Origin of the sequence: Psychrobacillus sp. L3 (genome assembly GCF_042945595.1) — a bacterium.
Classification (GTDB): Bacteria; Bacillota; Bacilli; order Bacillales_A; family Planococcaceae; genus Psychrobacillus.
On record NZ_CP168493.1, the window covers coordinates 730617 to 756825 of the forward strand.

The window sequence follows — 26209 nt, forward strand, 5'->3', positions numbered from 1 at the left end:
ACCCACTTGAATTAAAGCGCTCAGCGAACCGCTATTCAAAACCCAGGACCCGCCTCCAAGGCAGGTCCTTTTATTACAGGTGCCAGGCAACCGTAATATTCCAGGCACCTGTAATATTAAACAAAGCATCCTACAAATCTCCCTATATAAACGACAAATCACCCACCAGACACGACCAACTACCCAAATAAATCTAAAAAACCTCATTGCATTCACCCTCAAATATGGTACACTTTAGAAAAAATAACACTTAATCGCATTCCAACAATCGATGAAATGGGGAAAGCACTTGTTAACTTGGCACAAAGAAATCATTATTCCAACACAGCTAGACAAAATATGGAATCTCTTTGAGTTGGATCAAATTCAAAGAATCATGCCAAACGTCGTCGAGCATAAGCCTTTAGATATAAAAGAGGGAGTTGTCGGTTCAACATACGAGCAAACCTATCAAGAAGGCAAAAGAACAGAGACCTATATTGTGACGGATACCGAATATGAAAATACCGAGCAAAGAAAACATAAAAAAGTTGAATTCACATTAGCAAAAGCGTTTAAAATTCAAACAGCATTTACCCTCATCAAGCTTGATGATCAATCCACAAAATTTATTTACACTGGCCAGAATGAAGGATTAAATCTGATGGGAAAAACGTTCATCAAACTAGGTTCAAAGAAGCGGAATGATAAAGTAGTAGACGAGTTTGTCGAATTGGTTCGTTCAGAAGCACTCAAAGATTCATAAATTAGGAGGATTTACATGACGATCGACTGGGGTAACTTAAATTACGTAGCTATAATTATAGGTGGATTCTTATACATGATCTACGGCACAATCTATTATTCGATTTTATTATCAAATAAAAAAGGGCAACAAACGAAAGGGCCGATAAAATATATTTATTCGGTCATCATTGCATTCATCAGCTCATTTCTGGTAGCCATTCTAATCAATGCAACGGGAGCAGAAACTCTCCTGCAAGGTGCACTAATCGGCTTCATCATCGGAATTATCATTAAAATGGTCTATGTAAAAAATGCATTGTTTGGTCTCATCTCTATGAAATCAACACTAATCGCGATTTGCGATCACTTCATCATTTTCACATTACTCGGCGCACTACACGGCTGGCTATCTTAACAAATCAAAAAGCCCTTTGAATCCATCAAAGGGCCATTTTTATGCAAATAAACTACTATCCAAATCCCAGAGCCCTCTCAACCCGAAAGCAACCCCTAAAAACTATGCGTCATAGCCCAAATCGCTACAGCATCCACCTTCCCGGTATTCATAAACCGGTGTGGCAGCGAGCTATCAAAGTAAATACTATCGCCTGCGTAAATCATATGCGTCTCACCCTCGACCTCAATCCGAATGCTACCACACAACATAATCCCGCATTCCTCACCCGAATGATACATAAACGGTGTATCTAATTCCTCACCGGGCTCGACGACCATCTTGAAAAAGCTCATCTGCTTCCCAGTGCTCGGGGATAACAACTGATAACTCACATTCGGCCGGACCCGTTTGATCAGTTTTTCCTCACCAGACCGGCAAATCGTCACTGCATTTGATTCTTCCATTTCAAAAAAGGAAAACACAGGGACCTTCAAACTATGACTTAACTTCCAAAGTGTTTCCAACGAAGGGGACACTTGGCCACGCTCTATTTGAGAAATCATACTTTGACTGACTCCGGTAAGTTTGGCAAGCTCATCTGACGTTAAGCCCTGCAGCCTACGTAAATACCTAATTCGCTTGCCAACTTCTTCTTTAGGAAATTCCATACAAACACCTCCTTTTTGAATAAAAATGCAATTAGCAGAATAATTAAACACATGATATATACTTACTCAATAATAGTATAATCATATTTAATCAATGTCTACCATTTAATCTTAAAATATATTAAATAGAGTCAATAATAAAAATATTATGTACAATTATTTTTTATGTAGACACGTGAATAATAATAACTTATACTCTTAATAATTCAGTAGTTTCATAAAGGGGACTAAGGAAAAACAAAATGGGGGTAAATGTACATGAAAATGAAAAAATGGTTAGCGGCACTATTAATGATTACCGTTTTAATGGTTGCAGGATGTAGCAATGATTCTGGTGGGGGCGTGTCAACAGAAAACTCAACATTACAAAAAGTATTAAAAAATAAAAAATTAGTTATTGGGATGTCCTCAGGATATTTCCCGTTTGATATGAAAGATCCAAAAGGCGATTTCGTTGGATATGACGTAGATTTCGCAAACGCACTAGGGAAAGCACTAGGAGTAAAAGTAGAATATAAACAATTTACATTTGATGGATTAATTCCTGCACTTCAAACAGGAGAAATTGATATGATTTTCGCTGGTATGACCATTCGTGGTGACCGTGCATTAGCAGTAAGTTTTGCAAACCCTTACTTTAAAACTGGTCAAGCAGTTATGTTGCCTGCATCTGATAAGAAAACAAAAACATGGCAAGATCTTGATGTAAAAGGGAACAAAATTGCAGTAGGTATCGGAACAACCGGTGCATTACTTGCAAAAGATGTATTCAAAAACGCAGAAATTCTTGATTTTGAAGATTTCCCTGCAGCAGCAGCGGCTATGTCGTTAGGTAAAGCAAATGCAGTAGTATATGACGAGCCTGCGATCGCAGTTTGGAACCTTAAAAATGCTGGCCAAGTTCAAGCATTAGAAGGATTAATTTCTTCTGAAAACCTTGGTATCGCTGTGAAGAAAAATGATTTCGAAACAGTACAATGGATTAACTCATTCCTAAACAGCTATATCGAAAGCCCATCTGAATTAGCTTCACGTCACAAATGGTTTGAAACTTCTGATTGGTTAAGTGAAGTAGTAGAGGAATAGACACTCTGACAACTTAGAGGGGGATTAGATATGATTTATGACTGGAGCGTAATCCCGCGTAATATGGACGTCTTCATCTATGGTGCGCTTAAAACACTAGAAATTTCGGCGTTAGCAATTCTCATTGCAATTCCAATAGGTATTATCTTTGGATTGGGACGTATTTCGAAAAATAAGATTTTTAGATTAATAGCTTCTGTTTATGTAGAAATTATTCGTGGCGTGCCACTGCTTGTATTACTTCTTTGGATATACTTTGTACTTGGACAATATTTTAGTCTCGGCTCCTTTTGGGGAGCTATAGTCGGGCTTGCGATATTTGCTGGTGCATTTATTGCTGAAATCGTTCGTACTGGAATTCAAGCGGTACCAAGAGGACAAATGGAAGCTGCACGCTCACTTGGAATGTCACATACAAAAGCGATGACACATATTATTTTGCCGCAAGCATTTAGACGCGTATTACCGCCGCTTGCATCCCAATTTATTATGCTAATCAAAGATTCATCGCTCGTATCTTCAATAGCAGCAATCGATTTAACGTTAAACGCGAAAAACTTAGTAGCAACATCATTCCGTTCAATCGAAGTATGGACTTTCGTTGCACTAATCTATTTCATCATGACATTCAGCTTATCGCTAATCATTCGATATTTCGAAAAACGATTGCTAAAAAGCGAAGCATAAGGTTAAGGAGGGTGTATCTATATGATATCAATCAAAAATGTCAATAAAAGCTTCGGCGATCACCATGTCCTAACTGACGTCTCGCTCGAAGTACCAAAATCGAATGTCGTCGCATTGATTGGACCAAGTGGAGCAGGGAAATCCACCCTCATCCGGACAATAAATGCACTAGAGCCTATCGACAACGGAGAAATCACCGTCGATGGCATCTCTATACATGATAAAAAGACGGACATCAACGTAGCTCGCACAAACATAGGCTTCGTATTCCAAAGTTTCAACCTATTTCCGTTCCTAACAGCGCTAGAAAACGTAACAATGGCACCGATTAAAGTAAAAGGGCTAAGCAAAGAAGCAGCTGAAACAAGAGGGAAAGAACTACTAACATCCCTCGGCTTAGCTGACAAATTCGATGCCTACCCAAGCCGACTTTCCGGTGGCCAACAACAACGTGTAGCCATTGCACGCGCACTAGCAATGGATCCAACCGTCATGCTATTTGACGAACCAACATCCGCACTCGACCCAGAAATGGTAACCGAAGTGCTCGATGCCATCCGCAAACTAGCAAAAGACGGCATGACCATGGTAGTCGTAACGCATGAAATGGGTTTCGCCAAAGAAATTTGCGACGAAATCGTATTCATGGCAGAAGGCAAAATAGTCGAACGCGCAGCGCCATCCAAATTCTTTACAAATCCAGACACGCAACGCGCCCAAGACTTCCTATCCAAAGTCTTAAACCACTAGAGAAATCTAGTGGTTTTTTCTTTTATTTAAACAAACACCCAATTATCCCTGGCCGATTACCACATACGACTCCATCTATTAAAATGATGAAACATCCCGGTAGAACTATAAAGCGACGTCAACATAGCAGCGCTTTACTTAGTAAAAAAACGATCCAAAAATTCATCACAATCAAAACAGGTTTCAGAGAAACAGTAGTTATAAACAAACAATTCCTTCCGAATACTCGATACCAAGAAATGGGACTTGGTACACTCATTCGTGATCCATCTGATACAATGGAAAGCAACTGTCCATTCCATCCAAACTGCTTCGAAGGTCTGGCATCAGGTACGGCAATAGAAATAGGCTACTACACCAAAGCAATAAATCTCCCAGCAGATCATCCTGCATGGGAGAAAAAAGCAAATTATATAGCACAAGGAGTTTATCAAATGATGCTCGCACAATCACATGATCGCATCATCATAGGAGAAGGAGTTATGAAACAAACCCAACTCCTCCCGAAAATAAAACAAAACATAAAAGCTCTACTTAATGGATAAACCTACTACCCAGCTCTAGCCAAACTAGAAGAAACCATCGTCCTTCAAAAACTAGCAGATAACGCTGCCTAATTGCGGGACTAATATTTGCCAAACATATAAAACAATAAAAAAACGCCTTCCGCAAAAGCGAAGGGCGTTAAAATAAGAAAAGAAGCATCCGATATTCAGATGCTTCTTTTCTTGAGCGATAAAACGAAGGAAGTAGAAGGCTGCACACTAATGAATGTACAAACAAGTTTACGGCGTTACACATCTATAAGTAACCTTCTATACTGTACATCATAACACAAAATTTCAAAATTGCACGTAATTAATCATAAGAAAATAAAAAAAAAACTAGAAAAATATATTATCTATTAAAGGAAAAATATTAAGAAAAACAAACAATCTAAAAATAGTAAGAATTATTCAGAAAAAAAGGTAGCGCAATTGGTTAAATTCCTGTAATATGGAATATGTAATAGTGTCCTTGGTGCTTTCATAACATCATCCTCAAAAATAAACTGGTAATCTTTAAGGATATTAGTTGATTTTAGCATATGAGTTTTGTATACTCATATATTAGTTAGGGTGACGATATTGGACGCGATCAAGCGACCGGTGTTACACACTAAAAAAAATTGCAACACACAAGCGAAGGGAGATCACAAGTTTATGAAGAAAAAAGCTATCAAAATTGCAGCTTCAACTGCAGTAGCAGCTTCAGCATTCGTTGCAGCAGCACCAGCTCACCAAGCTGACGCAGCAGTAAACGTAAACCAATTAGTAACAGACGCACAAAACGCAGGTACAGTTCTAAAGTGGGCTATCTCAATGGAAGGTTCTGCTGATTTCGTAACTCAACCGATGTCTCAATACAATGCTGCGAAAAAAGCAATCGCTGCAGCAGAAAAAGCAGCTGCTAGTCTTTCAGTATCTGAAAAATTAAGCGTAGATGCTAAACTTGTAGATGCTAAATTACAAGTTAAACGTGCAGTAGCATACATCGATGCAATCTCTTCAAGTGATAAAATTAAAGATTTAACTGCTAAACTTGATGCAGCTATCAAATCAAATGATATCGAAAAAGTAGAAACAGCTTACCACACAGCTTCTGCTGAGTATCGTAAACAAGTTGTTCTTTTAGACCGCGTATATGGTCAATCAACTCGTGACGAAATTCGTAACGCAGTTAAACCAGCTATCGAAAAATCAGTAGCTTCAGTGAAAAACGAAGTAACTGTTAACATGCTTGTAAAAGCAGCATTAGCTGACAATAAAGCTGGGAAATTAGTAGAAGCACATGCGAAAATTGCAGAAGCAGAAGCAATTGTTGCTGCTAATAAACTTAAATTTGTAGATACTTTAGTTGCTTCAATTGGCGATGCTAAAAAAGTATTATCTCCAATTCCTGGAAATGTTGTTGTTTCTGATGCAGCGTTCCACGGTGAAGCAGGCGGTACTTATGCAGTTGTAGCTACATTTAAAACATCTACAGGTGCAGCTTATAATGGACCAGTTGAAATTGATTTTGATTATACTGATGCGACAGATGGAACTAATCCTGTTGCTTCTGGTTATCAGTTTGTAACTGTAAACGGCGTAACTGCTACTAGTAATAGCCTAACTACAGTTTACCCTGTAAATGGTCAATTGGTATTAACTGTAACTGCAGCTTCTAAAATTGCAGGTGGAGTTGTTACATTTGATACTAAACCAAATGGTACAGATGTTGCAGATTCTACAGAATCAGGCACATTGAACTTCTATGCTAAACAAACTGGTACTACACCGCTTACTTTAACTGATGGAAAAGTAAAATACGTAGATTTAGCTAATAACTATTTTGTAACTACTAATCTTAATAAATACGTTATATCTGCAGCAGGAAGTGTATTCCAAGATTCAAACAATGCTGTTATTACATTTGATGCTTTTAAAGCTAAATTATCTAAAGATGACGTTATTACTGGAACTTATAATCCAAGTGGATCGAATCTTAAATTAGCAATTGACTGGGTAGCACAATCTGATTTCAAATTAGATCAAAAGGTTGCTACTAATACACCTGCATACCGTGTAGAAGGTAATGTAGTTACATTATCAGGTACTGGTGAAGCTGGTAAATTAGTTTCTATTTACAGCGGAACTACTGAAACTGCAATTGCACAAGGGCAAATTGCTGCGAATGGTAAGTGGAGTTTCTCAGTTCCAGTAATAGCAGATAACACTACATTCACAGCTTATCAAGCACTTGCTGCAAATGAAGGACCAAAAGGTTATTCACAAATCGATACTAATCCTGCTACTACTAAAACGAAAACACTAGTTGTAACTCCTGGTAAATTTGAAGCTGCAGTATCTTCAGTTACTACTTCAACTGGCAATTCTTTAGTAGGAGACGTAGTTAGCTTTGATGCTCCTAAAGATCGTACGAACACAGCTATAGTTGCTTCAAATGCATCAATCACATTATTAGATGGTGATTTAACTAGAGCTACTTTTGTAAATGGTGTAAATGGTACGAAAATCGTGAAAACTGCTATTGGTTTTGATGTTACTTTTGGTGCGCCATCTTCAATTTCAGGTGGAGACAACAAACTAAATGGTACATTAGCTATTAGCTCTGTAACTGGTATTACAAATGCATATAAACTAAATGTTAATGTCACAGGAACACTTACTGGATATTAATCAATAGTTTTAATGAAAATTAAAAACTGTTTCCCGATTTTGGGGAACAGTTTTTTTTTAGGTTCTAATACTTATATTTTTTAGAAACTTTAATGCAAATAGTTCTAGTTTTTACATGGATTCGACGGAGGTATCGAAAAAAGTATCTAATTATGATATAATTTCAAGGATATGTCGTTTTATTAAGGGGAATTAAATAATGAATCAAATAAAGTTAAAAGTTAAACAAAGAAAGAATTATATGAATTATATTCTGATCTCGTTTGTTTTAGTTATTGGCTCGACGTTGTTTTATTTGCAGAATCAAGCTACGAAGCAAGATGAAATTCTACTAAATGACACTGTTTTATATAGAGAGGCTGATCTTCAATTACAAGAAGGTGATATTGATAGTGCATTATTAACACTAGAAGAATTGAACAAAAGATACGCAGCCGATTATAATGTGGTACATAGACTTGGATATACTTATATGAACAGGCAGCAGTTTAGCGCAGCGTTAACTATGTATACAAAAGCCTTGGACTTGAATCCATATTTAGTAGAAAATAAGAATTTTATGTATGAGTATGCTACTATACTTACGAGTAACAAGCAATATGACAATGCTCTCATTGTTATTGAACGTATATTAACGTTGGAAATAGATGAGGCTTTTAGAAATACTGTAACAGAACTAAAGGATTACATAAGTAGCATGAAAGGATCGACATCATGAGTAGATTAAAAGTTAGAAGTATGAACATAGCAAGAGATGAAAAAGAAGATATGCTATCGATTAAAAAAGTTGATCGTATGATATTTTGGTTGTTTTTAGGTGCTTTGACTTTAGTTCCGTTAGTTATAGGTGCAAAAGCAAATTTATTTGTAAGTCCTTTAGTATCAGGAAATGGTATCACTAGCTCTGGCTACCAATTAGACTTTTTTACTTATTTTAAATTTGTATTCTTAATTATTTTTACAGTGTCCTCTCTAATGTTATTTCTTTACAAAACCTTATTTCTTAATTATAAAATAAAAATGAACCTAGTGTCATTTTCTTTACTTGCTTTTTTAGTGGCACTGACGCTTTCTGTACTACTTGCAGAATATAAATCAATTGCACTCTGGGGTTTGTATGATCGATACGATGGGGCTTTAACATTTATATGTTATGCCGTATTAATGTTTATAGCATTACATATAACTTATCCTAAAAATACTTTAAATAAATTAGTTTACGCACTCTATCCCTTTGTGTGGATAAATGTACTTATATCTCTTCTAAACTTATATGGGATAAATATACTTCAAAATGCCGCCTTCAAAAAAGTATTTACAGTGTTCTTGATGGACGAGTCGAATATTAATGAATGGTCTGTATTAACTGGTACACTAAATCAATGGAACTATATGAGTGGATACTCAGCTGTAATGGCAATTATATTTTTAACATTAGTGGTATTCTATGGTTCAATTAAAGTTAGAATAATCAATTTACTAACATCGATAGCCGCATTCTCTACTATTCTTGCGTCTATTTCAACAAGTGGTTTTGTTAGTCTCATAGGAATGATGTTACTATTAATAACACTTATTTTTCTGAAGCAGAATAGGAAGAAAGCATTCTTTTGGTTAATGAGTTTTCTTTTATTAGCAAGTTTCTCTACAGTAATGCTAGCGAAACAAAATCCTACAGTATGGACAGAGTCATTTGGATTTTTTGTTAAAACTAATCCATTTGCTCATGTAGAAGGGGCAGCTCAGCATTATCTATTTGATCAAAATAAAGCATCTGCTTCCGAAGTAGAAGGGGCAGCTCAGCATCATCTTTTTGTTCAAAATAAAGCATCTGCATCAGATAATGAACTCAAACTTCCAGAATTGCCAGAAAGAAGTATATCTGGAGGGTCAGGTAGAATATATATTTGGGAGAATATGATACCTCTTATTAAGAAAAGACCTTTATTTGGTTATGGCCTTGATACTCTCACTTATCATTTCCCACAAAATGATATAAATAAAAGAGATGGATTTTGGGACGAAAATACGATAGTAGATAAACCACATAATTTATATATAGGGATTTTATATGGAACAGGGTTGTTAGGTTTATTATGCTTTATAGCTTTTGTGATTATCTACACTTTAAATCTATCAAAATACGTAATTAAAGATATGCACTCACCAATTATTTGGGCTTTAGCATTGGGGTGGGGATCGTTTCTAATCCAAGCATTATTCAATGATTCGGTCATTGGGGCAACTTTTGTTCCATTATTAGCAACATCAATTGCATATGCAATATCAAATAGACAACTTGAAGAGGAGATATCATGAACGAAGAAACGATTGATATACGAGAACTGATAGAAATTGTATGGAAAGGCAAGGTTGTTATTATTGTATCGATAATAGCTGCTATGCTTATTGCAGGACTTCTGAGTTTCTTTTTAATTGGGAAAAAATATGAATCAAAAGCTATGGTTCAAATAACTACCAATACAGCTGCAGATGGTATTGTGAAACAATACATTGATAGTGAGTTTACTAGTCAAGTATTTGCAGAAAGAATTAAAAATCAGACATTTATTGATCAAATTTTCAATGTAACATCAAAAGAAGTGAGCAGCACAAACCTAAATGTAAACGTAAATCCTGCAACTGATATGATTTCACTCTCTTATACAAGTACTGATCCTGAAAAGTCTAGTGAAGTGTTAACAACACTTATAAATGAACAAAAAGCAACGATGTCAGGTTCACTTCAAAACGAGTTTACTTTACTTGCAGACTCCTATACAAAAGAAAGTAAAAAACTTTCCGATGAAATTAGAGATTTAATCAAATTATACAATGGAACTGTTCGTTCTAATAATTTACCAGAAATATTGATTCTTCAATCAATGATACCAACTCAACTTATAGTTAATTTGACTGAAGAGCAACTAGCATCGTTAGTAAATGTTGACGGGGAAATTCAAAATAATCTGATGCAATTACAAATGAGGATTGAGTCCAAGTCAGCAGAATATAGAAAAGTATTAGAACAATATCAATCTGTACTGACGAACATTGAGAGTTTCAGAACGGAACCTTTAATCAAAACAATCATCGTTCCAACAATTCCAGAAAAGCCAAGTTCACCAAATGCGTTATTAAACATTGCAATAAGTATAATTATCGGAGCAATGATTGGTTTAGGAATAGTGTTTATAAGAAAGTATTGGCAAGAAACAAGTCCTGAGAATAAGTAGAGAGGAGTGATGGTAATGGGATATAGACTTAGAATTACAACATTTGTAATATTAGATTCTATAATTGTTTTAACTGCTATTTTCTTCAGCTATTTTCTATTATATCCGACGTTTACGGCATACACACTCCCTACTTTAATACTAAGTGCAGTCACTTTATTGATTTCTCATCATATTGCCGCTTATTACTTTCATTTATATAATCGTATTTGGAGTGTTGCATCTGTAAGTGAATTGTTAACGATTGTTAATGCTGTAACAATTTCTGTAGGTACAGCGAGCCTAATGCAATATGCTGTACAAAAACAGGTGTTTTTCCGTGTAATGGCAGTTACTTGGATGATACATATTATCGTAATTGGCGGATCTAGATTTGCACTAAGGGTTTTTAGTGAACAGAGATTACAAAATACACATAAACAAAAATATCGAGCGCTTATTGTAGGGGCTGGACAAGCAGGTATTGTCTTAGCTAAACAGATGAGACAATCGGTAAACTCAGATCTTATTCCTATAGCGTTTGTTGATGATGACCTGAACAAACAAAAACTTAAAGTACTAGACATTACAGTTCAAGGGACAGTGCGAGATATCCCAAAAATTGTAGAAAAACTGGGAATTGATCATATTATCATTGCAATCCCTTCATTAACGAAGGTAGATATACAAGGCATATTCGAGCATTGCTCCAAAACAAAGGCAAAAGTGAAAATTATGGCGAGTATTGAGGCAGTTATGACTGGCAAACTTTCCGTAAGTGAGATGCGTGAAGTCAACATTGAAGACCTCCTTGGGCGTGAAGAAGTTGAACTAGATATGGATTCCATATCGGAAAAATTAACAGAGAAAACAATCTTAGTAACCGGTGCTGGCGGGTCAATTGGGTCAGAAATCTGTCGACAATTGACGAAATTTAAGCCGAAAAAAATTCTTCTTTTAGGCCATGGTGAAAATTCCATATACCAAATTGATATGGAGCTTCGTCAAAGTGTTTCTGAGAGAACAGAAATTATTCCGCTCATTGCAGATATACAAGATCGAAATCGAATATTTGATATTATTTCCGAATATAAACCAGATGTTATCTATCACGCTGCTGCCCATAAACATGTTCCCTTGATGGAATATAACCCGATGGAAGCTGTGAAAAATAATATTTTCGGAACAAAAAATGTTGCAGAAGCCGCACATACCTTTGGTGTAGGTTATTTCGTCATGATTTCAACGGACAAAGCAGTAAATCCACCAAACGTAATGGGGGCAACCAAACGTTTTGCAGAGATGATTGTGCAAAATTTAGCAAAAGAAAGCAAAACAAAATTTGCAGCGGTAAGGTTTGGAAATGTTCTTGGTTCCCGTGGTTCAGTTATCCCGCTATTTAAGAAACAAATTACACAAGGTGGCCCTGTCACGGTAACTAACCCCGAAATGACACGCTACTTCATGACAATACCAGAAGCATCGAGACTTGTTATTCAAGCAGGTACCCTCTCAAATAATGGGGAAATTTTTGTGCTTGATATGGGAGAACCTGTTAAAATTGTGGATTTGGCAAAAGATATTATACGTTTATCTGGTTATACAGAAAATGAAATAAAAATCGAATTTACTGGGATTAGACCTGGTGAAAAATTATTTGAAGAGTTGCTAAATGAAAATGAAATACAAAGTGGTCATGTTTTCCCTAAAATCCATATTGGAAAAGCAACTCCAATTAGCAAAGTAGAAATGGATATCATACTTGAAAGTCTTTTGGATATGACAGAAGAAAACTTGAAGGATTCGCTTTTCAAAGTTGCTAATAAGGGAATTAGTTTAAATAAAAAAGATATGACAACGGTTTAGAACAGAGAAATTAATGATTATGAGGTGTTACTATTGAAAGGAATTATTTTAGCAGGAGGAAGTGGAACTAGATTATATCCACTTACCCGTTCGGTCTCAAAACAATTATTGCCAGTTTTTGACAAGCCAATGATTTATTATCCACTTTCAGTATTAATGCTATCTGGAATAAAGGAAATTTTAATTATTTCTACTCCATTTGATTTACCAATGTTTGAACAGCTCTTAGGGGATGGAAGTGAGCTTGGGATTTCTCTTAGTTATCATGTACAAGAAAATCCAGAGGGACTAGCCCAAGCTTTTCTAATCGGAGAGGAATTTATTGGAAAAGATAGTGTCGCGCTAATATTAGGCGACAATATATTTTTTGGTCAAGGCTTCACACCAATTCTTCGAAAAGTGGCGAAAAGTACAGAGGGAGCTACAGTTTTTGGATACCGTGTGAAGGATCCAGAACGCTTTGGGGTAGTGGAGTTTGACAAACATTTCAATGTGAAATCAATTGAAGAAAAACCAAAAGAACCTAAATCTGATTTTGCTGTAACAGGGCTATATTTTTATGATAATCAAGTAGTAGAAATTGCTAAAAAGATAAAGCCATCAGAACGTGATGAATTAGAAATAACAGATATTAATAAAGAGTATCTAAAAAGAGAGAAGCTTAAAGTGGAGTTACTAGGACGTGGCTTTGCATGGTTAGATACTGGAACTCACGACTCATTATTGGAAGCTTCATTGTTTATAGAAACAATTGAAAAAAGACAAGGTTTTAAAGTTGCTTGTATTGAAGAAATTGCTTATAGAATGGGCTATATTAACAAAAGTCAGTTGTTAACTCTTGCTGAGCCTTTAATAAAATCTAACTATGGTCAATATTTAGTAGATATTGCGAACGAACCAAAACGATTTTCACAGGATATGGATGGAGTGTTATAGGTTATGAAAACAGTATTAGTTACTGGAGGAGCAGGTTTTATTGGATCCAATTTCGTTCCTTATTTTGTAGATAAATATAGTGATTATTTCATTTTAAATTTAGATGCATTAACTTATGCAGGAAATCTATCAAATTTAACCGAAGTTGTGAGCAAAGAGAACTACAAATTTGTGCAAGGTGATATTAGAGACGTTAAAATGATTACTCAACTGTTTGAACAATATGATATACAACATGTGATTCACTTTGCAGCAGAATCTCATGTAGATAATTCGATAAAAAATCCTTCTTTGTTTGCAGAAACGAATGTACTAGGCACCTTAAATTTACTTGAAACTGCGAGAAACCATTGGCAATCGACACCTTTTCAATATAAAGAAGGGTATCAAAAATCTAGATTTTTACATGTTTCAACAGACGAAGTGTATGGTACTTTGGGGAAAGTAGGATATTTTACAGAAAATACACCATACGCTCCAAACAGTCCATATAGCGCAAGTAAAGCTTCCTCAGATATGATTGTGAGGAGCTATTTCCATACATACGGATTAAATGTAGTTACAACAAACTGTTCCAATAACTATGGACCAAAACAACATGATGAAAAATTAATTCCTACTTTAATACGCAATGCTATTAAGGGGAATATACTCCCTATCTATGGTTCGGGAAAAAATATTCGCGACTGGTTATATGTAGAAGACCATTGTAAAGCAATTGACCTTGTGTTTCATAATGGGCAATTAGGTGACACCTATTTAGTAGGAGGTAAAAATGAGCGAACAAATTTAGAAATAGCCTATACTATTTGTGAGTATTTAGATAAGAGAATCCCAAAAACTTCAAGCTATAAAGAACTAATTCAATTTGTAGAAGACAGACATGGACATGATTTTAGATACGCTATTGATGCGCATAAACTAGAAAATGAAATAAATTGGATAGCAGAAGAAACATTTGAAACAGGTATCGTGAAGACGATTGAGTGGTATATTGAAAAATATTGGAAGAAGGATGTGTGAGCATGGAACAGTCTAATATGGAATTTCAAGTAATAGGAGATGAAAGAGGCTCACTTATATCTTTAGAAGCGATGAAAAATATACCGTTTAATATTAAAAGGGTTTACTATATCTATAGTGTTGATCCAACTTTACCAAGAGGATTTCATGCTCATAAAGAACTTCAGCAAGTGCTGGTTTGTGTAAGTGGATCTTGTAAAATAATTTTAGATGATGGTAAAGTGAAGTCTGAGTATATATTGGACAAGCCAGATAAAGGACTTTTAGTTTATAAAATGATTTGGCATGAAATGCATGATTTTAGTGAAGATTGTGTTTTAATGGTTTTGGCGAATGATTATTATGATGAAGAAGATTATTTAAGAGATTATGAAGAATTCAAAAGTTATCTTACAAAAAAATCAAATACAAATAATTATTTTAAGCACGAAAAATCTATAATAGAAACTAATAATATTGGAGCAGATACGAGAATTTGGGCATATACTCATGTCTTTCCAGGAGCTAGAATAGGTGAAAACTGCAATATTAATGATCATACGCTAATTGAGAATGATGTAGTATTAGGGAATAATGTGACGGTAAAGTCTGGTGTTCATATTTGGGACGGAGTAAAAATTGGTAACAACGTATTTATTGGTCCGAGCGTCGTTTTTACGAATGATTTAAATCCACGGTCTAAAGTATATCCTGAAAAATTCGCTCAAACAATTATTAGAGATTTTGCATCAATAGGTGCCAACTCAACAGTAGTTGCAGGAAATGTAATAGGAGAGTATGCAATGATTGGTGCAGGCTCAGTTGTTACAAAAGATGTTCCGCCTTATACACTTTGGTATGGAAATCCAGCGGAATTTAAAGGACATGTGTGTGAATGTGGAAATAAGCTAGACACGAATTATATATGTGAAAAGTGTAATAAAGATATGAAAGACAAGATAGTTTTTGTATGAAACTGAATAGAACGGGTGTATTTATTTGATCAAGCCATTAACGTCTTTTCGTTTTTTCGCAGCTTTAGCTGTATTTGTTTCCCACTTATCTTTTTTAGGTAATTTCAATGAAACTAAATGGATTTTTGAAAATATTTTTTATGAGGGATATTTAGGAGTTACTTTTTTCTTTATTCTTTCTGGTTTTATACTGACGTACAATTATCATGAAAAATTCAATGAAATTAATATAGCAAAAATAAAAGGATTTTTAAAAGCACGTATCGCAAGAATATATCCAGTTTATCTACTTACGTTTGTAATAGCGATACCGTTGTCTTTAGGTATGATATTCAAAGAACCACTAATTTATTTTAGTGTTGCAATAGTTAATCTGTTAATGTTACAAAGTTTCATTCCAGTTTCAGGAGTCTATTTTTCATATAATGGACCTTCTTGGAGTATTTCAGATGAAATGTTTTTTTATATTTTGTTCCCACTTCTAATATATTTCTTGTTGAAGAAAATAAAGATAAATAAAAAACTGTGGTTGGTACTAATTGTATGTTTTGTTTATGTAAGTGGATTAATTCTAGTATGGTTTATGAAAGATAACGATTTGGCTCACTGGTTATTCTACGTTTTACCTGCGTTTAGAATATTAGACTTTGTAATAGGCATAATCATTGGTTTATGGTTTATTAGAATTAAGCAAACAGGGTTCGTTTCAAACTCCATTCGGTTGATGACTTTTATGGAATTAATAGTTCTTATACTTTTAATTCTAGCTTTTTATTTTCATGAAAATGTGCATCAAACTTTGAGGTACTGGGGATATTACCAGCCGATAATGATTTTTATTGTTAGTATTTTTGCTTTTCAACAGGGATACATTTCAAAGCTATTGTCTAACAATGGATTAATATATTTGGGTGAAATTAGTTTTTCGTTCTATATGATTCATCAACTAGTCATTAGATATGCTGCACATGTACCCATAATAAACGGTAATCCAATTGTATTTTTGTTATTTACATTAACTGTATCTTTAATAGCAAGTCATTTAATTTATAAATATTATGAAATTCCGATGAAGGTTAGAATTAATAAAATAAAAGCACCTCCAAAGCAAAAATCAGTGAACTATGCAAAAATATAAAAAGTATTTAGGAGTATATGAGATATGATACCTTTCTTAAATTTAAAGAAAATTAATGCACAATATGCTCAAGAGTTAAAAGCAGCGGTTTCAAGAGTTATTGATAGCGGTTGGTATATTACCGGTGAGGAAGTAACAGCTTTTGAACAGAAGTTTGCCGCTTATTGTGGCGTACGTCACTGTATCGGAGTAAGTAATGGTCTGGATGCACTGAAGCTAATATTAAGAGCATATGAGATTGGACCAGGGGATGAAGTAATTGTTCCGTCTAATACATATATTGCATCGATTTTAGCTATTTCAGAAGTTGGGGCTACACCGATTCTAATAGAACCGAATATGGTGAGTTACAACATAGAACCTAGTTTAATAGAGACAAAAATTACTTCATCAACAAAAGCCATTTTAATTGTCCATTTATATGGTTCAGTAGCTGAAATGAATCCAATTTTAGAAATCGCTAAAAAGCATCAGTTAAAAGTAATTGAAGATGCTGCTCAAGCACATGGAGCAATTTATAATGGTAAGAAAACTGGGAATCTAGGGGATGCTGCTGGCTTTAGTTTTTACCCTGGAAAGAACCTAGGAGCACTAGGTGATGCTGGAGCCATTACTACAAATGACGATAACCTAGCAGAAAAGTTAATAGCATTACGTAATTATGGTTCACATAAAAAATATGAAAATTTATATAAAGGTTACAATCATCGACTAGATGAAATGCAAGCAGCATTACTACAAGTCAAATTGCCATATTTAGATGAAGACAATGAGAAAAGAAGAGTAATTGCTAATAAATACTTAGAAGAAATAGAAAATCCGTTTATAGTACTTCCAGAGAAACCAACTAATGCAGGGCAATCAGTATGGCATGTATTTGTAATACGTACAAAAGAAAGAGATCGTTTGCAAACATATTTATTAGACAATGGTATACAAACGGTTATACATTATCCAATCCCTCCGCATAAACAAGAGGCGTATATAGAAATGAAGGAAGAGAGCTTCCCAATTTCTGAACAAATTCATCAAGAAATACTTAGTATACCGATATCACCAGTACAAACAAACGAAGAAACAACTGAAATTATCCGAGTGTTAAATAACTTTAGATAGGATGGACAAAAATGAACTTTTTAAAAACAAGTCTTTTATCCGGCTTATCCACAGTGATAAAGTTATTGTCTGGCTTAGTTGTTAATAAAGTAGTAGCAGTATATATAGGTCCAGCAGGGATCGCTTTGATAGGGCAGTTTCAAAACTTTTTGAGCATTATTACTACTTTTGGTAATGGGGCTATTGGGTCAGGTGTAACAAAGTATGTAGCAGAGTTCCATGAATCAGATGTAAAAAGAAGAAACGATTTTATTAGTGCATCATTCATTATAACGTTTATTTTCTCAGTTATAATTGGTGCACTTGTATTTATCGGAAGTTCATTTTTGTCAGAGTGGATTTTAAAGACAACAGAATATAGTGGAGTGTTTAAGTTATTAGGAATAACGCTGATTTTAATCAGTTTTAATATTATATTACTTTCTATTATTAATGGTATTAAGAGGATTAAACTTTTTATTGCTATTAATATATGTAGCAGTCTATTGTCTTTAAGTGTCACATCATTACTGACAATTTTCTTTGGCGTTTTTGGAGCTTTGCTATCTATGATTATAGTTCAATCAATAGTGCTGTTAATTACTCTACCGTTAGTAAGGAAAAAGCTTGATTTACAATTTAAAATGAATATCCATATTGAAAAAGAAATATTAAAAAAACTACTAGCATTTTCCCTCATGGCTATTGTTTCTGTATTATCCGTCTCCATAAGCCAAATCGCCATTAGAATCCATTTAATTGAAAAATTCTCTCTAGAAGAGGCAGGATATTGGCAGTCCGTTTGGATGATTTCCACTATGTATTTAATGGTGATGACAACTGCCTTTTCAACCTATTATTTACCTAAGTTGTCAGAGTTACAAAAAAAGGGTGAAATAAGAAAAGAAATATTTTCAGGTTATAAAATCATTTTACCCTTTACTTTAATTACTGCATTGATGATCTATTTTCTACGTGATTTCATCATTGCAATATTATTTACACCGGAATTTACTGAAATGAGGACATTATTCGCTTTTCAGCTTATAGGAGATTTTTTGAAAATGGCAAGTTGGTCATTAGCTTTTTTAATGATTGCTAAGGCTATGACAAAAACATTTATTATAACTGAAATTTTATTTTCTGTGAGTTTTTATTTTATTGCTATTGTAATGACTGAAAATTACGGTTTAATAGGTGTTACACAAGCATATGCGATAAATTATTTTATTTATTTTATTACGATGCTTATTATATTTAAATCAGTTGTATTTAAAAAAACTATATAATAATTAAAATTAGAGAACTTATTTATACAAAAAATAGTTAGTAGAGGATACGCGATGAAAAGAATATTATTAGTTGGTGAGTTTAGTGGGCTTCATAAAAATTTAAAGGAAGCCTTAATTAAAATGGGGCATGAGGTATATATAGTTTCAGCTGGCGATGGAGTCAAGGGCATAGCTAGAGATATTGATATTTCTGTAACAGGACAAACTATTTTAGAAAAAGTTAAATCTATTAGAGAAAATAAAAGGGTAATATCTGAACTAAAAAGTTTTGATGTAGTACAGTTTATCAATCCATATATTAAACCTAAAACTACATTGTTGAGTTATAATAAACTGTTGAAGAATAATGGTAAGAAGTTTCTTCTCGCTGCTGGTGATGACGTTGTATTTAGCGAGTTTATTAGAAATGGTGGAATGGAAAAATATTCTCCATTTGATGAAGAATTAGCAAATCATTTAAAATTACCATATGAAAATATTATGCATAGAAAAGTTCAAAATAAAATTATATCTAAGATGGACAAGATAATACCTAATGCATTTGAATATGCAGAGGCGTATAGAAAAAGTAAATATAAACATAAAGTGGCTCCAACTATTCCGTTTCCAATGAATGTAGATAAGATTAAGTTCGTTGAAATGGAATTTAGTGGTAAAATCGTTATTTATCACGCATCAAACAGGCCACTTTTTAAAGGTAGCAAATATATAACAGAAGCTTTGAAGATTATTGGAGAAAAATATCCTGACGAAGTTGAAATAATAAATGCAGAGTTTTTGCCTTTAGATGAATATCTTAATGTCATTAATAGAACACATATAGTAATCGATCAATGTAAATCATATTCATACGCAATGAATGCACTATATTCACTTGCTAAAGGAAAAATTGTAATGAGTGGATCAGAAGAAGAATGTATCAAGGAATTAAAGCTAACAAGTTCACCCGTAATTAATATTATTCCAAATACACTTCAAATTGTTGAGCAAATAGAAAATCTAATAAAGAACAGACATTATCTTGCAGAGTTAAGTCAAAGCTCTAGAAAGTTTGTAGAGGATCATCATCATTATATGAAAGTTGCAGAGTTATATTTGAAAGAATGGTTCGGGACAAGTGATTTAGTTGATAAAAATGAAACTGAATAGAACATTCATTTGGATTATACTATTTGGGTGATTATGAATACTACAAGGAGGGAGGTACGTACGTGTGAATACTTCTAAATATATCGTTCCCTTTTATACTATTGTTTATTGCCTTTTGTATTTTGTTCTAGCGTTGGTATTGTATATTCTTAGTTTGTTTTTTGGGTATGATGGAATTTCTCTTCCATTGTTTGCAGGGGGGGATGATGGGGCTTTCTATTTAGAACAAGCTGTAAATGTTGCAAATGAGCAACCAGCCGTTCTTACTTCCATTCATATATTAATATTTGGTTATATTTTCAAACTTTTCAATACTGAAAACGTAATTATACTAAAAGGGTTCAATTACATTGGAAACGTATTACTCGTGTTATTAACCCTTCTAATATTAAAAAAAAGTACAGGATACAAAGGGAAATATAATACATCAGCAATAATTTTGGTTTCACTGCTACTCTTTTATCCAAGTCTAATATTGAACTCTAGCCTGTCTATTTATCGAGATGTCTGGATTTTTTTATATTTTTTGGGATCTATATATTTTTTTTCTAATATATTCATTGTGAAAAGTAAATACCCAATTTTATTAAACTTTTTATCATTACTTTTTTTTATAGTGATGTTAGGAAGCTATCGAAAGTATGCATTGTTAAGCTTTTTAATAGCTTCAGCTCTCTATATACTATTTAATTTCAGAAATAAACGAGGAATAAATTTCAAAAAAATTCTTTTTACAAGCTTAGTTGGATTTACTTTTGCATATTCATTTTTAAGGAAATTTAAAGTGCCCTATGTTGGTCTTTCCTTCCAAGACGTTTTGAGTTACAGACAATCCTCATTAGAGGCTGGTGGAAGTCAAATGGGAATTTCACTAGATCATGCAAATATTTTATCATTTTATTTCAATTATTTTTATAGCCTTATTAGCAATACTATAGGTCCACTACCATGGCAAGTAAATAGTGCAGCAACGCTCGTTGTATTTCTTACTGAAAGTATAATATTTGTAGTAATAATGCTGTTTCTATATAAACAAAGAAAGTCCTTTTCTAAATTAGATATGTATTTGATTATGCAAAGTACAATTTGGTTTATGCTTATTAGTATATCTAACGATAATATTGGAACAGCAGCTCGTTTAAGAATAGTTGGATGGCTACCTTTAATTATTATTTTTTCAAAGCATTTTAGTAGTTATTTATTTTTAAGAAAACAGAGAAAAAAAGCGAGGGAATTCTAATTTGAAAAAAATATTATTCGTTGCTTCAGTATATACTCATTTATCCGCATTTCATAAGCCGTTTATGAAATTATTTCAAAATAAGGGATATGAAGTTCATGCAGTCGGAAGCAATTCTTTAGGAAGAAAAGATGAGCTTATAGCAATGGGAATCGTTTGTCATGATGTTGAATTCGATCGTCTTCCTTTTTCTAAGAAAAATCTAAAAGCGTTAAAGAAGCTCGAAGAATTATTTCGAAGCATGCATTATGAAATGATACATGTACATACCCCTACCGCAGCATTTTTAACAAGATATGTCGCAGATAAACATAATCAAGGAAAAATACTATACACCGCTCACGGTTTTCATTTTTTTAGTGGTGCACCTAAAAAAAATTGGATGTTATTTTACCCTGCTGAAAAAATTGCAGTGAGATGGACAGATGGGCTAATAGTAATGAATGAAGAAGATTATGAACTGGGAAAAAGACTTGGTTACCAAGAAAATAAAAATATTTTTAATGTTCATGGAGTTGGAGTAGATTTAATAGAGTTTGACACTAGAATTAACCAAGAGACTACAGGGATTTTGAATGAGCTTAGAATTGATGAAGATGCAGTAGTGGTAAGTTGTATTGCAGAATTAAGTTCAAGAAAGAATCAAAAATTTTTATTAGATAATTGGAGGAAAGTAACTCTAAATACCCCTAATATCCATTTGCTTTTAATTGGTAACGGACCAGACTATGAAGAAATTAAAGAATTTATTTCTAATGAAAACTTTACAAATATTCATCTACTTGGATATCGTAGGGATGTGCCAGAGATAATCGCACAATCAGATATTGTGACACTAGTTTCAAAACAAGAAGGGTTACCACGCTGTTTAATGGAAGCAATGGCCTGCGGAAAGTCAATAATTGCTACCAACGTTCGCGGTTCAAGAGATCTAGTTGACCATGATTCAACTGGAAAATTAGTGGATCTTGGAGATAATGAAAATCTTGTTAATGCTTTTTCAATATTAGTTCAAAATAAAGAGATAAGAAAAGTATATGGTGAGGCTGGACAGAGGAAAATTCAAAATTACAGCATAGAAACTGTATTAAAAGAAATGGATGTAGTTTATTCAGAGTTTTTATAAACTGGGGATATTATTGTGATTTGAAATTAATACTTGCTTGAGTTTTATTTTCTATTAAAGAGTAGTTTTTCAAAAGAACAAGATTGTGAGGAAAAACAATGATTTTAGTAATTGGTGGAGCAGGATATATCGGTAGTCATTTTGTAGAAGAGCTGATAAATGAACAAGATGTAATAGTATTAGATAATTTATCAACTGGTCATAGCTACTTACTAAATGAAAATGTAAAATTCATTGAAGGAAATTTAGGAGATATAGATTTACTAAATGAAATTTTTAGTACTTATCAAATTGAAGCAGTGATTCATTTTGCAGCTTCAAGTCTTGTTGGAGAATCAGTTATCAATCCAATTAAGTACTATGAAAATAATGTTAGTGCTACATTTAATTTGTTACAAACGATGATTGCACATGGGGTTAAAAACTTTATATTTTCATCGACAGCAGCAACTTACGGTATTCCAAACACTGATCTTATTATAGAAAGTACAGCCACGAGTCCTATTAATCCATATGGTAAGTCAAAGCTAATGGTGGAGTGGATGCTAGAAGACTTTTCTAAAAGCTATGGCTTATCTTATGTTGTTCTTAGATATTTTAATGCAGCTGGAGCGCATAAAAATGGTAGAATCGGTGAGAGTCATTCACCGGAAACACATTTAATTCCTATAATTCTGGAACATCTACTTGGTGAGAGAGAAACTATAGCTATATTTGGAAATGACTATCCTACTGAAGATGGAACTTGTATTCGTGATTATATACATGTAACAGACCTTGCTAATGCTCATTTAATTTCATTAAATGCATTATTAAAAAATGAGCTTGAATCAGAAATATTTAACTTAGGTAATGGAGCTGGATATTCTGTAATAGAAGTTATTAAAGCTTGTGAAGAAGCTACATCAAAAAAAGCAACTGTGGTGATGGAAAATCGTCGAGAAGGAGATCCTGCTAAACTGGTTGCATCTTCAGAAAAGATTAGAACAATGCTTGGTTGGACACCAAAATATAATCTATCATCTATCGTAGAAACAGCGTGGAAATGGCATTCTAGTCGTATTAAAACTTAAAAATATAACAAAAAATGGTAACGTGAAGAAGGGATATAGTTTGAAGAGATTGTTGGATTGTGTCATTAGTTTAATTGCTCTTGTTGTACTATTGCCAGTTTTCGGAATTGTGACAATTCTAATTCGCCCAAAAATAGGATCACCTGTTTTATTCAAACAAGAGAGACCTGGCTTATATGGAAAATCATTTTTTGTATATAAATTTCGCTCAATGACGGATGAACGGGATAAAAATGGGGAGTTACTTTCAGATGATGTTCGTTTAACTTCATTTGGAAAGGTGATTCGAAAATTAAGTTTAGATGAGCTACCACAGCTATGGAATGTGCTAAAAGGGGATATGAGTCTTGTGGGTCCTCGTCCGTTATTAGTGGAGTACTTACCTTTGTATAATGAAAGACAAGCTCGACGTCATGATGTTCGTCCTGGTATTACAGGTTGGGCCCAAGTAAACGGTCGAAATACAATTTCTTGGGAAGAAAAATTTGAGTTAGACGTTTGGTATGTGGAAAATCAATCATTTTGGTTAGATATAAAGATATTGTTTATGACAGTGCGAAAAGTGTTTATAAGTGAAGGTGTTAGTCAAGAAGGACAGGCTACGATGACAAAGTTTGAAGGTAGTAAGGACTAACGGAGAGAAGGTATGCATTTTGGAGAAAATTATCCTAATTGGTGATAGTGGTCACGCAAAGGTAATTGAAGATTGTATACGCTCTCAAGGTGGAATAGTTATCGCTAAACTAGATGATCGATATTTTGAAAGATTTTGTGAGGATCAGATTATTAAAGGCCCGATTTCATTAGTTGAAACATTATTGACTGATGGTGTGAAGCTTGTAATTTCTATTGGATCTAATTCTATTAGAAAACAAATTGTGGAAAGACTAAGTGTTTTCAATGATAAGTATGCAACTGTTATTCATAGTAGGTCAGTAGTGAGTGATTCTGTAAAAATAGGTCATGGGACAGTTATCATGCCTGGTGTAGTTGTAAATGCAGATGCTTCTATTGGCTGTCATACTATTATTAATACGAATAGTGTTGTCGAGCATGACTGCGTAATCCAGGATTTCGCGCATATATCTCCAAGTGCAATATTAACTGGGAACGTGAAGGTTGGACAAGGTAGTCATGTTGGAGCTGGGGCCACAATTATACCAGGTATTGAAATTGGAGTATGGACAACTATTGGAGCAGGATCTTCGATAATATCAAATATTGATTCTAATGTTACGGCAGTTGGAGTTCCGGCTAAAGTGATAAAGAGAGAAGGACTATAAATGAGCGAACGAATCTTATTATCTTCCCCACATATGGGTGGAAATGAGCAAAAGTACATAAATGAAGCATTTGAAACGAATTGGATCGCTCCTTTAGGAACGAATGTGGACGGGTTTGAGAATGAATTAGCAGAGTACGTTGGGATTCAAGGGGCTGCCGCAGTTAGTGCAGGTACTGCTGCTATTGACTTGGCACTTAATCTACTAGGAGTTGGAGCAGGAGATACTGTTTTTTGTTCGACTTTGACGTTTATTGCTAGTGCGAATCCTATTATGTATCGTGGTGCAACACCAGTATTCATTGATTCCGAATGGGATACTTGGAATATGTCTCCACAAGCTTTGGAGAGAGCATTTATGGATGTTGCTGCAGACGGAAAGCTTCCGAAAGCAGTCGTTATTGTCAATTTATATGGACAAAGTGCGAAGATGGATGAGCTTATGGAAATTTGTAATCGCTATGATGTTGCTGTAGTAGAAGATGCCGCAGAATCATTGGGCTCCACTTACAAAGGTAAGAAAAGTGGGACATTTGGAAAATACGGTATTTATTCATTCAATGGAAATAAAATTATTACGACTTCTGGTGGTGGCATGCTTGTTTCAGATGATGTAGATGCATTAAAGCAAGCTCGATTCTTAGCAACTCAAGCTCGTGATGCGGCCAAGCATTATCAACATAGTGTGATTGGCTATAATTATCGTTTGAGTAATGTGCTTGCTGGGATTGGTCGAGGTCAACTTGAAGTGTTGGATGAGCGTATTGCTCAGAAGCGTGCGATTTTTGAGAGGTATGAAAATACTCTTGGTTCAATTGATGGAGTTACTTTTATGCCGGAGTTAGAAGATACTTTTTCGAATCGTTGGTTGAGTGTGATACAGTTGGATCCAGCAAAGATTGCAATAGCTCTATATGATGTGATAGACGCATTGAATGATGAAAATATAGAAGCCCGTCCAGTTTGGAAACCACTTCACTTGCAACCGGTATTTGAAGGATGTAAGTTCTATGCTCAAGGTGAAGGTAAAGCTGTTAGTGAGATTTTATTTGAACAAGGAATTTGTCTACCTTCAGATTCGAAGATGACGGTGGAGCAGCAGCAGAGAGTGATAGATGTTTTAATGAAGAATTTGGGATGATAATAATGATGTTGATAAACCCCAGTTACTTTATCATATGATAAAGTAACTGGGGTTTTTGATTATCCGCTACTTACAATGAATCAGTTGTATACTGTATAATTTAGATTAGTCAACAGACGTGTTCTATTTATTAATATTTCTT

At 34.1% G+C, this 26209-nt stretch carries 25 protein-coding genes; 24 read left to right on the forward strand and 1 reads right to left on the reverse strand.

Going from position 1 to position 26209, the window contains the following annotated elements; translation table 11 throughout:
- Nucleotides 1–289: 289 nt before the first annotated feature.
- Both ACEPXD_RS03605 and ACEPXD_RS03610 read left to right on the forward strand, forming a co-directional pair.
- Entirely contained in the window at nucleotides 290–745 is a 456-nt protein-coding gene (locus ACEPXD_RS03605) for an SRPBCC family protein (RefSeq protein ID WP_391120027.1), read from the forward strand.
- A 15-nt stretch (nucleotides 746–760) separates the two neighbouring features.
- Nucleotides 761–1141: a DUF1761 domain-containing protein gene (locus ACEPXD_RS03610; protein ID WP_391120029.1), complete on the forward strand. Its 381-nt coding sequence runs from the start codon at nucleotides 761–763 to the stop codon at nucleotides 1139–1141.
- 95 nt (nucleotides 1142–1236) lie between these two features.
- On the opposite strand, the gene ACEPXD_RS03615 is transcribed toward ACEPXD_RS03610, so the two are convergent.
- Nucleotides 1237–1791 carry a helix-turn-helix domain-containing protein gene (locus ACEPXD_RS03615; RefSeq protein WP_391120031.1) on the reverse strand — a complete coding sequence of 185 codons (555 nt, stop codon included), beginning with the start codon at nucleotides 1789–1791 and terminating at the stop codon, nucleotides 1237–1239.
- A gap of 258 nt (nucleotides 1792–2049) precedes the next feature.
- On the opposite strand from ACEPXD_RS03615, the gene ACEPXD_RS03620 reads away from it, so the two are divergent.
- The 22 genes from ACEPXD_RS03620 (at nucleotide 2050) to ACEPXD_RS03725 (ending at nucleotide 26064) form a co-directional block, all read left to right on the forward strand.
- Nucleotides 2050–2877 carry a transporter substrate-binding domain-containing protein gene (locus tag ACEPXD_RS03620; RefSeq protein WP_391120033.1) on the forward strand — a complete coding sequence of 276 codons (828 nt, stop codon included), beginning with the start codon at nucleotides 2050–2052 and terminating at the stop codon, nucleotides 2875–2877.
- Nucleotides 2878–2907: 30 nt separating this feature from the next.
- Nucleotides 2908–3564 carry an amino acid ABC transporter permease gene (locus tag ACEPXD_RS03625; protein WP_391120035.1) on the forward strand — a complete coding sequence of 219 codons (657 nt, stop codon included), beginning with the start codon at nucleotides 2908–2910 and terminating at the stop codon, nucleotides 3562–3564.
- Nucleotides 3565–3585: 21 nt separating this feature from the next.
- Nucleotides 3586–4314 (forward strand): amino acid ABC transporter ATP-binding protein, encoded by a 729-nt coding sequence (locus tag ACEPXD_RS03630; protein ID WP_391120037.1) that lies wholly within the window; start codon nucleotides 3586–3588, stop codon nucleotides 4312–4314.
- Nucleotides 4315–4397: 83 nt separating this feature from the next.
- Entirely contained in the window at nucleotides 4398–4859 is a 462-nt protein-coding gene (locus tag ACEPXD_RS03635; protein WP_391120039.1) for an ROK family protein, read from the forward strand.
- Between the two features lie 657 nt (nucleotides 4860–5516).
- Nucleotides 5517–7535: a hypothetical protein gene (locus ACEPXD_RS03640; protein ID WP_391120041.1), complete on the forward strand. Its 2019-nt coding sequence runs from the start codon at nucleotides 5517–5519 to the stop codon at nucleotides 7533–7535.
- Nucleotides 7536–7734: 199 nt separating this feature from the next.
- Nucleotides 7735–8253, forward strand: coding sequence for a tetratricopeptide repeat protein (locus ACEPXD_RS03645; RefSeq protein WP_391120043.1), 519 nt, complete (start codon nucleotides 7735–7737; stop codon nucleotides 8251–8253).
- Complete coding sequence (locus ACEPXD_RS03650; protein ID WP_391120044.1) at nucleotides 8250–9854, forward strand: O-antigen ligase family protein; 1605 nt, start codon at nucleotides 8250–8252, stop codon at nucleotides 9852–9854. Before ACEPXD_RS03645 ends, ACEPXD_RS03650 begins: the two co-directional genes overlap by 4 nt.
- The gene (locus ACEPXD_RS03655) at nucleotides 9851–10771 is read left to right on the forward strand and encodes a Wzz/FepE/Etk N-terminal domain-containing protein (RefSeq protein WP_391120046.1); all 921 of its coding nucleotides are present in this window, start codon (nucleotides 9851–9853) and stop codon (nucleotides 10769–10771) included. The genes ACEPXD_RS03650 and ACEPXD_RS03655 overlap by 4 nt, the downstream gene beginning before the upstream one ends.
- 15 nt (nucleotides 10772–10786) lie before the next feature.
- Nucleotides 10787–12616 (forward strand): polysaccharide biosynthesis protein, encoded by a 1830-nt coding sequence (locus ACEPXD_RS03660; RefSeq protein ID WP_391120048.1) that lies wholly within the window; start codon nucleotides 10787–10789, stop codon nucleotides 12614–12616.
- A 33-nt stretch (nucleotides 12617–12649) separates the two neighbouring features.
- A complete protein-coding gene (gene rfbA, locus ACEPXD_RS03665) occupies nucleotides 12650–13552 on the forward strand; it encodes a glucose-1-phosphate thymidylyltransferase RfbA (protein WP_391120050.1) in 903 nt (300 codons plus the stop codon).
- Nucleotides 13553–13555: 3 nt separating this feature from the next.
- The gene (gene rfbB / locus ACEPXD_RS03670) at nucleotides 13556–14575 is read left to right on the forward strand and encodes a dTDP-glucose 4,6-dehydratase (protein ID WP_391120052.1); all 1020 of its coding nucleotides are present in this window, start codon (nucleotides 13556–13558) and stop codon (nucleotides 14573–14575) included.
- Nucleotides 14576–14577: 2 nt separating this feature from the next.
- Entirely contained in the window at nucleotides 14578–15528 is a 951-nt protein-coding gene (locus ACEPXD_RS03675; RefSeq protein WP_391120054.1) for a WxcM-like domain-containing protein, read from the forward strand.
- 25 nt (nucleotides 15529–15553) lie between these two features.
- Nucleotides 15554–16666, forward strand: coding sequence for an acyltransferase family protein (locus ACEPXD_RS03680; protein ID WP_391120056.1), 1113 nt, complete (start codon nucleotides 15554–15556; stop codon nucleotides 16664–16666).
- Nucleotides 16667–16690: 24 nt separating this feature from the next.
- Nucleotides 16691–17782, forward strand: coding sequence for a DegT/DnrJ/EryC1/StrS family aminotransferase (locus ACEPXD_RS03685; protein ID WP_391120058.1), 1092 nt, complete (start codon nucleotides 16691–16693; stop codon nucleotides 17780–17782).
- Nucleotides 17783–17793: 11 nt separating this feature from the next.
- Nucleotides 17794–19050: an O-antigen translocase gene (locus ACEPXD_RS03690; protein ID WP_391120060.1), complete on the forward strand. Its 1257-nt coding sequence runs from the start codon at nucleotides 17794–17796 to the stop codon at nucleotides 19048–19050.
- 54 nt (nucleotides 19051–19104) lie between these two features.
- Nucleotides 19105–20202: a hypothetical protein gene (locus tag ACEPXD_RS03695; protein WP_391120062.1), complete on the forward strand. Its 1098-nt coding sequence runs from the start codon at nucleotides 19105–19107 to the stop codon at nucleotides 20200–20202.
- Between the two features lie 64 nt (nucleotides 20203–20266).
- The gene (locus ACEPXD_RS03700; protein WP_391120064.1) at nucleotides 20267–21442 is read left to right on the forward strand and encodes a hypothetical protein; all 1176 of its coding nucleotides are present in this window, start codon (nucleotides 20267–20269) and stop codon (nucleotides 21440–21442) included.
- Nucleotide 21443: 1 nt separating this feature from the next.
- The gene (locus tag ACEPXD_RS03705) at nucleotides 21444–22568 is read left to right on the forward strand and encodes a glycosyltransferase family 4 protein (protein ID WP_391120066.1); all 1125 of its coding nucleotides are present in this window, start codon (nucleotides 21444–21446) and stop codon (nucleotides 22566–22568) included.
- Between the two features lie 98 nt (nucleotides 22569–22666).
- Entirely contained in the window at nucleotides 22667–23641 is a 975-nt protein-coding gene (galE, locus tag ACEPXD_RS03710; RefSeq protein ID WP_391120067.1) for a UDP-glucose 4-epimerase GalE, read from the forward strand.
- 40 nt (nucleotides 23642–23681) lie between these two features.
- Nucleotides 23682–24275, forward strand: coding sequence for a sugar transferase (locus ACEPXD_RS03715; protein WP_391120069.1), 594 nt, complete (start codon nucleotides 23682–23684; stop codon nucleotides 24273–24275).
- 19 nt (nucleotides 24276–24294) lie between these two features.
- The gene (locus ACEPXD_RS03720) at nucleotides 24295–24924 is read left to right on the forward strand and encodes an acetyltransferase (RefSeq protein WP_391120071.1); all 630 of its coding nucleotides are present in this window, start codon (nucleotides 24295–24297) and stop codon (nucleotides 24922–24924) included.
- Nucleotides 24925–26064, forward strand: coding sequence for an aminotransferase class I/II-fold pyridoxal phosphate-dependent enzyme (locus ACEPXD_RS03725; RefSeq protein ID WP_391120073.1), 1140 nt, complete (start codon nucleotides 24925–24927; stop codon nucleotides 26062–26064).
- Nucleotides 26065–26209: the final 145 nt, after the last annotated feature.

What these genes read in the sequence shown, in the direction of transcription:
- ACEPXD_RS03610 (WP_391120029.1), top strand. Translation starts at nt 761, where the DNA reads ATGACGATCGACTGGGGTAACTTAAATTACGTAGCTATAATTATAGGT.
- ACEPXD_RS03615 (WP_391120031.1), bottom strand. Translation starts at nt 1,791, where the DNA reads ATGGAATTTCCTAAAGAAGAAGTTGGCAAGCGAATTAGGTATTTACGT.
- ACEPXD_RS03620 (WP_391120033.1), top strand. Translation starts at nt 2,050, where the DNA reads ATGAAAATGAAAAAATGGTTAGCGGCACTATTAATGATTACCGTTTTA.
- ACEPXD_RS03625 (WP_391120035.1), top strand. Translation starts at nt 2,908, where the DNA reads ATGATTTATGACTGGAGCGTAATCCCGCGTAATATGGACGTCTTCATC.
- ACEPXD_RS03630 (WP_391120037.1), top strand. Translation starts at nt 3,586, where the DNA reads ATGATATCAATCAAAAATGTCAATAAAAGCTTCGGCGATCACCATGTC.
- ACEPXD_RS03635 (WP_391120039.1), top strand. Translation starts at nt 4,398, where the DNA reads ATGATGAAACATCCCGGTAGAACTATAAAGCGACGTCAACATAGCAGC.
- ACEPXD_RS03640 (WP_391120041.1), top strand. Translation starts at nt 5,517, where the DNA reads ATGAAGAAAAAAGCTATCAAAATTGCAGCTTCAACTGCAGTAGCAGCT.
- ACEPXD_RS03645 (WP_391120043.1), top strand. Translation starts at nt 7,735, where the DNA reads ATGAATCAAATAAAGTTAAAAGTTAAACAAAGAAAGAATTATATGAAT.
- ACEPXD_RS03650 (WP_391120044.1), top strand. Translation starts at nt 8,250, where the DNA reads ATGAGTAGATTAAAAGTTAGAAGTATGAACATAGCAAGAGATGAAAAA.
- ACEPXD_RS03655 (WP_391120046.1), top strand. Translation starts at nt 9,851, where the DNA reads ATGAACGAAGAAACGATTGATATACGAGAACTGATAGAAATTGTATGG.
- ACEPXD_RS03660 (WP_391120048.1), top strand. Translation starts at nt 10,787, where the DNA reads ATGGGATATAGACTTAGAATTACAACATTTGTAATATTAGATTCTATA.
- rfbB (WP_391120052.1), top strand. Translation starts at nt 13,556, where the DNA reads ATGAAAACAGTATTAGTTACTGGAGGAGCAGGTTTTATTGGATCCAAT.
- ACEPXD_RS03675 (WP_391120054.1), top strand. Translation starts at nt 14,578, where the DNA reads ATGGAACAGTCTAATATGGAATTTCAAGTAATAGGAGATGAAAGAGGC.
- ACEPXD_RS03685 (WP_391120058.1), top strand. Translation starts at nt 16,691, where the DNA reads ATGATACCTTTCTTAAATTTAAAGAAAATTAATGCACAATATGCTCAA.
- ACEPXD_RS03690 (WP_391120060.1), top strand. Translation starts at nt 17,794, where the DNA reads ATGAACTTTTTAAAAACAAGTCTTTTATCCGGCTTATCCACAGTGATA.
- ACEPXD_RS03695 (WP_391120062.1), top strand. Translation starts at nt 19,105, where the DNA reads ATGAAAAGAATATTATTAGTTGGTGAGTTTAGTGGGCTTCATAAAAAT.
- galE (WP_391120067.1), top strand. Translation starts at nt 22,667, where the DNA reads ATGATTTTAGTAATTGGTGGAGCAGGATATATCGGTAGTCATTTTGTA.
- ACEPXD_RS03725 (WP_391120073.1), top strand. Translation starts at nt 24,925, where the DNA reads ATGAGCGAACGAATCTTATTATCTTCCCCACATATGGGTGGAAATGAG.